Raw genomic sequence first — 11,793 nt, forward strand, 5'->3', positions numbered from 1 at the left:
GTTTTTTGGGTTTGATATAACAATATTAACGGCTCATTACTAGCCAGAATATCAATGACGTTGTATCATACCTAATTTAGCTGAGTGAGTATTATGGTGGAGGAATTACCGTCGGTGTTTTTAGTAGGGCCGATGGGAGCGGGGAAGACCACAATTGGCCGATTGCTTGCCAAGCAGTTGGGGCGGACGTTTGTAGACAGCGATTGGTATATCGAGTCGCAAACGGGTGCTGATATTGCTTGGATATTCGCTAAAGAAGGTGAAGCGGGCTTTCGTGAACGTGAGACACGTGCTATCGATGAGCTGAGCCAACAAAAGCAGATTGTCTTGGCAACGGGTGGTGGTGCTGTTATGTCTGCGGAAAACCGCGAGTTCTTGAAGCAGCGCGGTATCGTGGTTTATCTTAATGCACCAGTCGATGTGCAAATGGCACGTACGGCGAAAGATAAGTCGCGACCCTTACTACAACAGCCCAACCCTAGAAAAATCTTGCAAGGTTTATACCGCACCCGCGATCCATTATATCGGCAAGTGGCTCATATCATCATGCCTACTGGTCATACCTACCCTCGTCATATGGTTAATCAATTATTACAGCAACTCGAATCGTTTTCTTACACGCCTTCTATAGCGCCAGAATCTCAAGAAGATTGATAGCAAAAAAGAATAGAATGTAAGTATAACGATACTCAGTCAGCTAATATGACCTCATTAAAAAATGCTTAAGGAGACTTTCATGGCAACGCCGCTATTTCATGATGGCTTAACCGTACACACGCACAGTCATGATTATCCTATTGTCATTACTGAACAAAGTAGCACTGAGCAAAGTAGCAATGAATCAAGCACTATGGCTCAGCAAGTCATGCCCTATATTACTGGTCGACAAGTATTAATTGTTACTAACGACACGGTTGCACCTCTGTACTTAACCGCTCTAGAGAAGCCATTGGCAGAGCAGTTCGTCGTCAAGGTTTGTATACTCCCCGATGGCGAACAGTATAAGAATCAGACGAGTATCAATCAGATTTATGATGCGTTAATGGCCGAGCACTTCAATCGGGATGTGACATTGATAGCGCTCGGTGGCGGCGTCATTGGTGATATGACTGGGTTTGCAGCGGCTAGTTTTATGCGCGGGGTCAATTTTATCCAAATTCCAACCACGCTGTTGTCGCAAGTGGACTCAAGCGTGGGCGGTAAAACAGGCATCAACCACGCGCAAGGTAAAAACATGATTGGGGCTTTTTGGCAGCCGCAAATGGTACTTGCTGAGATGAGTACGTTAAAAACCTTACCAGCACGTGAGCTATCAGCAGGTCTTGCAGAGGTCATTAAATACGCACTTATTATGGATGCGGAATTTTTAACGTGGCTTGAGCACAATTTACCAGCGATGATGGCGTTAGATTTGGCAGTACTTGGCGAGGCGGTCAAACGCTGCTGTCAATACAAAGCCGATGTCGTGGCGCAAGATGAAAGAGAGTCGGGTGTACGGGCGTTATTAAACTTCGGTCATACCTTTGGTCATGTGATCGAAACCCACGAAGGCTATGGTAATTGGCTGCATGGTGAGGCGGTTGCCGCTGGTATGGTACAAGCAGCCGAGCTGTCTCAAAAAATTGGCTGGTTAACGAGCGAAGACGTGGCTCGTATTAAACGCGTTTTGACATTGGCCAATTTACCTATCACTCCACCTGCTATTGATGTTCAGACGGCTTTAGACTTGATGGGGCATGATAAAAAAGTGAAACACGGACAAATCCGCCTTATTTTGTTAAAATCACTGGGTGACGCGGTATTAACCAATGATTTCGATGCTGAGCTTCTTACTGACGTATTGTCACAGCACAGCTCATCAGAACGTCAAATTTAGTGATATCACTAAACCCTTGCAAGCGAACCATTGCAATGGAGCTGTTAGTCACTACTGTATTGGCATGAGCACAGGTTTAAAGCGTTTAACTCTATTTCACCAAGGACATCCTCATGGCAGCATCTAGCTCGTCGACTCGTAACGCTGGCCAATCATATCGCCGTCAAGCACTGATTTGGTTGTTGGTGACCCTGTTGCTAGGCGTCGTCACCGCTTTGGTTTGGATGTTTAGTCAAACGCCAGCGATGGGTGCCAAGATTGAAAATGCGCCGATATCTGCGCCGCAAACAACGAGCACCGAACTTGAGCAGCCATTGGCCATTGAATCATTGCATGAGCTGGATACGGACGTGCAGCCGATCAATTTTGATGCGACCGTTCGTGATTTGCGCAGTTATCCTGATGAGTTTAAAGACAAGCGTTATCTGCTGGCTAACAAAGGCAAATGGACTGTACAGGTCATGAATGTTGCGGAAAACGAGGTGATCGTCAGTTATTTAGAAGGTCGGGAAGACCGTGCGAAATTTTCCTACTTTCGCTACCTTGATGACAACAATCAAGTCCGTTATATGCTGACTTATGGTTTGATGAGCAGCCCGCAAGAGGCCGTTGGTGCTGCCAAATTGATTGACTTTAGGCTGCCGGCCAATGTGCGTGTCTTACCTGAAGAGATCAATCGCTACGTCAGTATCATCGACAATTATGAGCGCCCTGATCCGGTGAAAGACTTGAGTGCGAGACGCACGCGCTCTGTAAATTTGCGCCCGACCAAACGTGAAGTGCCAGTCCGTCAGAAAGTGCAAGCTAATGATAGTGATGGTGCTAATGAGCAAGCAGCAAGCAATAATACCAGTCGTAGTGGTCAAGAAGCGGCTAACAATAGTAATGATGAAAGCATTCGTCAATCGGTCGATACCTCTGCGACCCTATCGGTCAATGAAGAGCGTACCGTCGGCAATGAAGAGCAAACACTGACCGCTCCGAGCGCTAAAAACGATGATACTCGTAAGCCTGAGCAAGCTGCCAAAAAACCTACAATTGATAATAGCACGCTAAAAAAACCGCCGGTTGTACCAACGCCTAAGCCGCCAAGTTCGACTAATAGTACAAATAATGGCTCGAATGCCGCTAATAAAAACAGCAATAGTAGTGCGCCTAAAGCCAATAATGACAGTATAAAAGAGCTGATCGAAGAAAAAAGCAATTAATTTTTGGTTAGTGCTATGCCCTAAAAAAACCTCACTAAAACGTTTGTTTAGTGAGGTTTTTTTATGTTTGTCTATCTGCTCATTTACATACTTGCCTATTTTGTTAGACAACTAACCAAGATAGAGGTTAAAAGAACTTCGTCAAAGCAGCTTTAAAAACCCTCGTATCCTATAGCTGTAAAAGCCATTGCAGTGAGTTATTGACTGTTTATTAGCAACTCATAATATAAGCTCTTACAAAATCTGGCTGATGAATCGACAGAAAAGACTAGATTTTTTGTCCGTCATTAACTAAGATGACTATGGGCAACGCTCTGTATAGTTATCGTAAATAACGATTTAACGCACAGTCATTTGGTTACGTACTATTAGTGATAATATAGTTGCGTACTAAGCGATTGTTGTCTCAAGCGCAGCGATTTGCCATCGACAGTAAGCTTATTGCAAATCGCAAAATCCCTCTTATTGTCACTGCTATTAGGGTCATTAAGGCGCTTGAATATAGAGCGTCTGATATTCAAAATTAGTCAAATGTCATATTTTCGCATGCTCAACTAGCCGTCGACTAAGCCGCGCTAGTAGGATATAACGCCAAACGTTAAGGCACGTGCTGACGAGTGAGTAACTGGTATACGGGATATTATTTTATCCAGTTGCCATGGGCGGTTACTGACTATTTATTGGTGCATTTTGTTATAACACCGTTTGTCTGTTATCAGACTATCAAGCGACTGTGAGAGTCAGGGGGTTATCTCACGCTCACAACATAACTATCTACTGAGCTGCACGTCATTTATTAATTCGGATATACGAATATTTACCTACCAGCCCGTTCTGCCTGCGGTCACCAGTTTATGTTCCGCATTGGATATATAAGCTGCCCGTTTACTTAAAAGGACAAGCTATGTCAATGATTTCTTCCCATACGCATTTGGCCACGCCGGATGACTTTTCTGATAACTGTGGCTTTGGTTTGATTGCTCATATTGAGGGACAAGCCAGTCATGATTTGGTAAAAACGGCTATTCATAGTCTCAGCTGTATGACCCATCGCGGTGGTGTTGCTGCTGACGGCAAGACGGGTGATGGTTGTGGCTTGCTACTGGCAACGCCGACCGCTTTTTTTAAAGACATTGCTAGCGAGCAACAGTTAACAGTGACGGATAACTTTGCTGTGGGTATGGTGTTCGTCAATTTAGATGAGACCAAAGCACAGCACAGCCAGCAGGTACTCGCCGAAGAGATTATCGCTGAAGGCTTAGAGGTTGCTGGCTGGCGTGATGTGCCACTTGATTTGAGTATCGTTGGTGAGATTGGTCGTGAAACCTTGCCAGACTTTAAGCAAGTGTTTGTCAATGCGCCTGATAATTTAGATGCGGATGATTTTAACCGTAAGCTGTTTGTCGCGCGTAAAAAAGCAGAGCAACGTCTGGTCGATGACGAGCTGTTTTATGTTTGTTCGCTGAACTGTCAGACTATTATTTATAAAGGTCTGGTGATGCCATCAGATCTACCAGCGTTTTTTCTAGATCTCCAAGATCAACGTTTGGCATCCCATATTGTGGTATTTCATCAACGTTTTTCAACCAATACGCTACCACGCTGGCCATTGGCACAGCCGTTTCGCTATCTTGCGCACAATGGCGAATTAAACACCATTACCGGTAACCGTAACTGGTCTGAGGCACGCACACCAAAATTAAAATCTGCTAAATTACCCAATCTGAATGAGCTAACACCGCTGGTTAATAGCACGGGCTCTGATTCGTCAAGCTTAGACAACATGCTTGAAGTGCTTATGTCTGGTGGCATGAATCTGTTCCATGCGATGTCTATTCTAGTGCCACCAGCATGGCAAAATGTCGATAGCATGGATATGGACTTGCGGGCGTTTTACGAGTTTTACTCGCAGCATATGGAAGCATGGGATGGCCCAGCAGGTCTTGTGATTCAAGATGGACGCTATGCTGTCTGTATGCTTGACCGTAATGGTCTACGCCCCTCACGTTGGGTGACGACTAAAAATGGCTATATCACTGTGGCGTCAGAAGTAGGCGTTTGGGACTATGCGCCAAAGGATGTACTGGCAAAAGGTCGGGTAGGACCAGGTCAGATGCTAGTCATTGATACTTTAACTGGTCAAATCTTAGATACCAAAGCGATTGCGACCTTATTGAAAAAAGCCCATCCCTATCGTAAATGGTTACGCGAAGAAGCCACTCGTATCCGCGATGATGAGCGCTTAGAAGAAGAGTTGGCAGCACAAGCTTGCCGCGGTGATAAGCTAAAAGCGCTGCAAAAAATGTATCACATTACCAATGAAGAGCGCACAGAAATCATTCGGCCTAATGCCGAAAATGCGCAAGAGCCAGTCGGTTCGATGGGTGATGATACGCCCATGGCAGTACTGTCACAGCAGATTCGCCATGTCGGGGACTTTTTCCGTCAGCAGTTTGCTCAGGTGACCAATCCACCGATTGATCCACTGCGTGAGTCGATCGTCATGTCGCTACAGACTTGCTTGGGCGCTGAAACCAATGTGTTTGCGCCATCTGCGCGAGATGCACACCGTATTATCTTATCGTCGCCTGTATTGTCCGCTAGCAAAATGCAGCAGCTTGAAACTTTGGATGATCCAGCGTTTAAGGTTGCCCGTATTGACCTAAACTATGATCGCACCCTAGAGCTATCAGCGGCCATCACTGCTATCTGTGAGCAAGTGGCCAGCAGCATTCGGGCAGGGCAGACGTTGATTGTGTTGTCTGATAAAGACATCGATGCGGAAAAAGTACCGGCCAATGCCATTATGGTAACGGGTGCGGTGCATCATTACCTCATTGGTCAAGGTATTCGTACTGATGCCAATTTAATCATTGAGACGGGTCTCGCGCGCGATTCGCATCAAATAGCAGTATTGATTGGCTTTGGCGCGACCTGTGTTTATCCATATTTGGCTTATGATGTCATTGATGATTTGGTTGCAACCGGTGAGCTATTGGGCGATCCGATTCAAGCGCGGGTTAATTTCCGTAAGGGCTTAGATAAAGGTTTGCTAAAAATCTTATCAAAAATGGGTATTTCTACCATTGTCTCTTATCGCGGTGCACAGTTATTTGAAGCCGTTGGTCTCTCTGAAGAAGTCGTGAGCTTGTGTTTTAAAGGCGTACAAAGCCGTATTAAAGGCGCTACCTTTGCAGACTTGGCTGCTGATCAAGCACAGCTAGCCGCCAATGCCTTTAAACGTCGTGCGCCACTGGATCAAGGTGGTTTATTGAAGTTTGTCTTTAATAAAGAATATCATGCCTTTAATCCAGATGTGATTAATAGCCTGCATACCGCTGTACGTACGGGTGATTATGACAATTATCGTCATTATGCCGATTTGGTCAATAGTCGTCCGGTTGCCACCTTGCGTGACTTATTGCAGTTGAAGACGGACAACCCGATCGATGTTAATGAAGTCGAAGATATCTCCAAAATTTTAACCCGTTTTGATTCGGCTGGTATGTCGTTAGGGGCGTTGTCTCCTGAAGCTCATGAAGCCATCGCGATGGCAATGAACACCATTGGTGGGCGCTCAAATTCTGGTGAGGGCGGCGAAGATCCTGTACGTTATGGTACCTTACGTAACTCAAAAATTAAGCAAGTCGCCTCGGGTCGTTTTGGTGTGACCCCAGCGTATTTACGCTCAGCAGAAGTCATGCAGATTAAAGTCGCGCAGGGCGCCAAGCCGGGTGAAGGTGGTCAGTTGCCGGGCGGTAAGGTCAATGCTTTGATTGCTCGTCTGCGCTATTCTGTGCCGGGGGTAACGCTCATATCACCGCCGCCGCATCATGATATTTATTCTATCGAAGATTTGGCACAGCTCATTTTTGACTTAAAACAAGTCAATCCAGACGCCTTGGTTTCGGTCAAGTTGGTCTCACGTCCGGGCGTTGGTACTATTGCTACTGGTGTGGCAAAAGCTTATGCCGACTTGATCACGATCTCAGGGTATGATGGCGGTACGGCAGCGTCACCGTTGTCCTCTATTCACCATGCTGGCTCGCCGTGGGAATTGGGTCTTGCCGAGACCCATCAGTCATTACGCGTCAATGGGTTGCGCGACAAAGTACGTATCCAGACCGATGGTGGTCTAAAAACTGGTCTTGATGTGGTTAAAGCCGCTATCCTTGGTGCCGAAAGCTTTGGCTTTGGTACGACGCCGATGATTGCTGTTGGTTGTAAGTATTTACGTATTTGCCATCTCAATAACTGTCCGACGGGCGTTGCCACCCAAAAAGCCCAACTGCGTGACGAGCATTTCATTGGCGAAGCAGAAATGCTGATTAACTTCTTTAAGTTTGTCGCCACCGAAACGCGTGAGTGGCTTGCTGCATTGGGTGTGCGTAGCATGGAGGAGTTGGTCGGACGGACAGACTTGCTTGATGTGCTAGAAGGTAATACCGATAAACAGCGCCATTTAGATTTGTCGCCGCTGTTATTTAGCCATCCGGCTAGTAGCGGCAAAGCGCAGACCTGTCAGGTAGAGCGTAATGAGCCGTTTGATAAAGGCTTGCTTGCGGAGCAAATGATTAGCGATATGCTGCTCAATATTCGTCAAGGTAATGGCGGCGATTATAGCTATTACGTCGGTAATTGTGATCGTTCCATTGGCGCACGTATCTCAGGTGAGATTGCGCAAGTATGGGGCAATCTGGGCATGAATGAGAAGCCAATCAAACTGCATCTGACGGGTACTGCTGGGCAGAGTTTGGGCGTCTGGAATGCTGGTGGCTTACATATTGAGCTAGAAGGCGATGCCAATGACTATGTGGGCAAAGGCATGGCAGGTGGCGAGATTGTCATTTATCCACCCAAAGACTCTAGCTTTACCGCGCAAGATACCGCTATTATCGGCAATACCTGTCTATATGGCGCAACCGGTGGTAAGTTGTACGCAGCGGGCACAGCAGGCGAGCGCTTCGGGGTGCGCAACTCTGGCGCGCATGCGGTCATCGAAGGCACGGGTGATCATTGCTGTGAGTATATGACGGGCGGCATCATGACTATTCTTGGTCGTACTGGTCTTAACTTCGGCGCGGGTATGACGGGCGGCTTCGCTTATGTGCTCGATATGGAAGGGGACTTCTTTGATCGTTGTAATCATGAATTGATTGACTTAAACCGTATCTCAAGCGAGCAGACGGAAGGTCATCGTATTCACTTACAACAAGTGCTTGAGACTCATGTGGATAAAACTGGTAGCGCGTGGGGTCAGACTATTTTGGCTGACTTTGAGCATTACGTGCGCAAGTTTTACTTGGTGAAGCCAAAAGCGGCGAACATTGCAAGTTTGCTTAAGACCACGATGGCTGACCCACAGTAGCTCAGTCAGTAATAGGTTTACGAGCATCTTAACTCATAGGTTTTGAGCAGGTAAATGACAGCCCTTATCCGTAAATTTGCCTCATTGAGGCTGCAGGTATTGGCTGTTATCACCCACTATAAAAGAGATAACACCATGGCAAAACGCTTAGAAAATAGTTTTCAGTTTTTAGATGTGCCTCGGCTTGAGCCGACTAAAAAAGACATCGCGACGCGCTCAACGGAGTTTGTCGAGATTTATAAACCATTCGAGAGTGAGCCAGTGGCGCAGCAGTCACATCGCTGTCTTGAGTGTGGTAACCCGTACTGCGAGTGGAAGTGTCCTGTACACAATTACATTCCTAACTGGCTCAAATTGGCCGCCGAAGGGCAGATATTCCAAGCTGCTGAGTTGTGCCACCGTACCAATACTTTGCCTGAGGTTTGCGGCCGTGTCTGTCCCCAAGATCGCCTATGTGAAGGCGCTTGTACCCTGAACGATGGCTTTGGCGCGGTCACTATTGGTAATGTTGAGAAGTATATTAACGATACCGCCTTTGCGCTTGGCTGGCGACCTGATATGTCTGACGTGGTTTGGACGGACAAAAAAGTCGCTATCATTGGCGCAGGACCTGCAGGTTTGGGCTGTGCAGATATCTTGGTGAGAAATGGCGTTAAACCAGTTGTCTTTGACAAACGTCCTGAAATCGGCGGCTTATTAACCTTTGGTATTCCAGAGTTTAAGATGGAAAAAGACGTCATGCGCAATCGCCGGGTCATCTTTGAAGACATGGGTATCGAGTTTCGTCTAGAGACAGAAATCGGTACCGACGTTAGTATCGATGAGCTATTAGGCGAGTACGATGCGGTGTTTATGGGTATGGGCACTTACACTTATATGCGTGGCGGCTTCGCTGGCGAGGAGTTAGACGGTGTCTATGATGCGCTAGATTACCTGATTGCCAACGTGAACCGTTGTAACGATTGGGAAAAAAATCCCGAAGAGTATATCGATTTTAAAGGCAAAAGAGTGGTGGTGCTCGGTGGCGGTGATACAGCAATGGATTGCAATCGCACCAGTATCCGCCAAGGCGCTGAGCAAGTCGTCTGCGCTTATCGCCGTGATGAAGAAAATATGCCAGGCTCGCGCCGCGAAGTAGTCAATGCCCGCGAGGAAGGTGTTGAGTTCTTATTTAACCGTCAGCCAACCGAAATCATTGGCTTAAATGGTAAGGTCAAAGGCGTAAAAGTCGTGACGACCCATTTAGGTGCGCCTGATAATCGTGGTCGTCAGCGTCCAGAGCCAATTGTAAATTCTGAAGAGATTATCCCTTGTGATGCAGTGATTATGGCCTTTGGCTTCCGTCCTAGTCCTGCCGATTGGTTCGAGTCACAGCAAGTGGCGATGGACAGCTCTGGTCGTGTTTTGGCTCTCGAAAAGCAAACCTTTAAATTCCAAACCAAAAACCCCAAAATCTTCGCTGGTGGCGATATGGTACGTGGTTCTGATTTGGTCGTAACCGCCATTTGGGAAGGGCGTGAAGCCGCTGAAGGTATTTTGGACTTCTTAGAGGTTTAATGGGTTTGATTTACATCCAGTGACTGATTGCCTTGCTTTGTTCTCAAACGTCTTTTACCTTTTAACAGGCAAAAGACGTTTTTTTGATAGCTGGTTATGCTGCTAATGTCTAAGTAACGCTTAGTCTTTTACGTCTAATGCCATTCACGAAAATTAGAGTAGCAAGAAAAATCGATATCAGCAGTGCGTGATGGTTCGATATTACTTTTTACTGACTATATATTCTTCAATTAATAAGAGTACCTGTGCGTGAAACCAAAAATTTGGCAACGCTTTACCGCACCATTTATTGAGCCTTATGCGCGCTATCAGCACGCTGATATCTTGCATGCCATACGTATAGGTGCAGCTATCGTACTTGCGCTGTTAGCCAATCAAATAAGCCGTTTTCCGCACGGAGAATGGACGACGATCACCGTCTTTATTATTTTAGGATTGCTACAGTATCAAGGCGCTATTTATACTAAGGCCAAAGAGCGAGTACTGGGTACAGTTTTAGGTATTGTCGTGGCATTTGCGATCTTATGGTTCAATAAAGGGACGGGTGCTTGGTTAGGGGTAGAATACTTGCTGATTGGAATCAGCAGTGGGGTTATTGGTTATTTTTCGGTTAGGCGGCTAGGCTATACCGGATTACTGACTGGCATTACTATGCTAATGATCGTCTCTAACTTAAATCAAATTAACATAGCGCAAGATGGCGTCTATCGCGCACTCAATATCTTAATCGGTACGGGTATCGCAGTCATGGTGACAGTGATCTTGCCTCTCAAATCTACCTTGATGTGGCGCTTTTTATTGGCAAATAATTTGGAGGCCTGTAGCACTCTTTATGCTGGTGTCGGACATCATATCGATGCTGAAATAGTGGCTCCTAAGTCGATTGTTTATACTAAGGCGACAAGCTCAGCTAGCCCAACTTATCCTCAAAGTAGCGCTACTCCAGACATGCCTGTCAATAAAGCGTTGATAAAATCGCTGCAGCAAATAAACAAGCGACTACTCGCAGTACGGCCCCATATCGCTGCCACTGCAAGCGAATCAGGCATTGATAAAGAAACCATAGAAACGATTCAGCGTACCCACCGCAATATCATCGGTACCATCGATTTATTGCTCAGTGCGGCGCCGCGCTTGGCGAATATCGATATCGATGATGAAAACCATACGCTACTGATTCACTATCAGCACGAGTTGACACAAGCCATGCAGCATATCGCAGCAGTACTACGCAGTCCAAGCGATCAAACCTTTCGACCGATTACGCGTATTGCGCTATCAGAATATCCTAGCGTACAGACTGCAACGTTTGAGTGGCAGGGCTATTTTTGGCTGACGCAAACGTTGCAAACTCAACTGCGACAGCTAAGTGATCTGCTACAAGTGACCAAACCGCAGTGGTATGCTGCTTCTGGTCTGCGCTATCAAAGGCGCGAGCAGCGTAGAATGAAAGAGCAGGGTGGCGAGTCAGACTTACACTTGTAAGTAACAGAGATACTGACACCCACTTGCAACTACTTGTCAGCGTCTCTTAGTGTTATCAATAGCCAAATGCTATCTTCTTCGGATGTTTTTTTGTCGTTATGTGCTAGCATGTTTTGACCTTTGACGTCTTTTATCTTTTAATAGGTAAAAGGCGTTATTTTTTGACCATCGCTTTATTCGTGGTTAAGCCAGTAGCTAGGATTTAACCACCTTTTTATTCCTCTTGGATTCAACATTGAAGTGCAACGCACCCGAAGCTAGATTTTACCTCAAGAGGCGTTCTAAACCCTAGCACCTTT

At 46.3% G+C, this 11,793-nt stretch carries 6 protein-coding genes; all 6 read left to right on the plus strand.

The window, feature by feature from the left end:
* Positions 1-93: 93 nt before the first annotated feature.
* Positions 94-654, plus strand: coding sequence for a shikimate kinase AroK (gene aroK, locus AAEY80_RS11245; protein WP_201576138.1), 561 nt, complete (start codon positions 94-96; stop codon positions 652-654).
* A gap of 82 nt (positions 655-736) precedes the next feature.
* Complete coding sequence (gene aroB, locus AAEY80_RS11250) at positions 737-1,876, plus strand: 3-dehydroquinate synthase (RefSeq protein ID WP_201576125.1); 1,140 nt, start codon at positions 737-739, stop codon at positions 1,874-1,876.
* Between the two features lie 113 nt (positions 1,877-1,989).
* The gene (locus AAEY80_RS11255; RefSeq protein ID WP_025652257.1) at positions 1,990-3,084 is read left to right on the plus strand and encodes a hypothetical protein; all 1,095 of its coding nucleotides are present in this window, start codon (positions 1,990-1,992) and stop codon (positions 3,082-3,084) included.
* Positions 3,085-3,988: 904 nt separating this feature from the next.
* A complete protein-coding gene (gene gltB, locus AAEY80_RS11260; RefSeq protein WP_101212197.1) occupies positions 3,989-8,452 on the plus strand; it encodes a glutamate synthase large subunit in 4,464 nt (1,487 codons plus the stop codon).
* A 135-nt stretch (positions 8,453-8,587) separates the two neighbouring features.
* Positions 8,588-10,009: a glutamate synthase subunit beta gene (locus AAEY80_RS11265; RefSeq protein ID WP_025652259.1), complete on the plus strand. Its 1,422-nt coding sequence runs from the start codon at positions 8,588-8,590 to the stop codon at positions 10,007-10,009.
* Between the two features lie 249 nt (positions 10,010-10,258).
* Entirely contained in the window at positions 10,259-11,494 is a 1,236-nt protein-coding gene (locus tag AAEY80_RS11270; RefSeq protein ID WP_201565563.1) for an FUSC family protein, read from the plus strand.
* The last annotated feature ends 299 nt before the right edge of the window (positions 11,495-11,793 follow it).

The organism is Psychrobacter sp. 78a-MNA-CIBAN-0178 (genome assembly GCF_040309625.1).
GTDB classification, from domain to species: domain Bacteria; phylum Pseudomonadota; class Gammaproteobacteria; order Pseudomonadales; family Moraxellaceae; genus Psychrobacter; species Psychrobacter okhotskensis.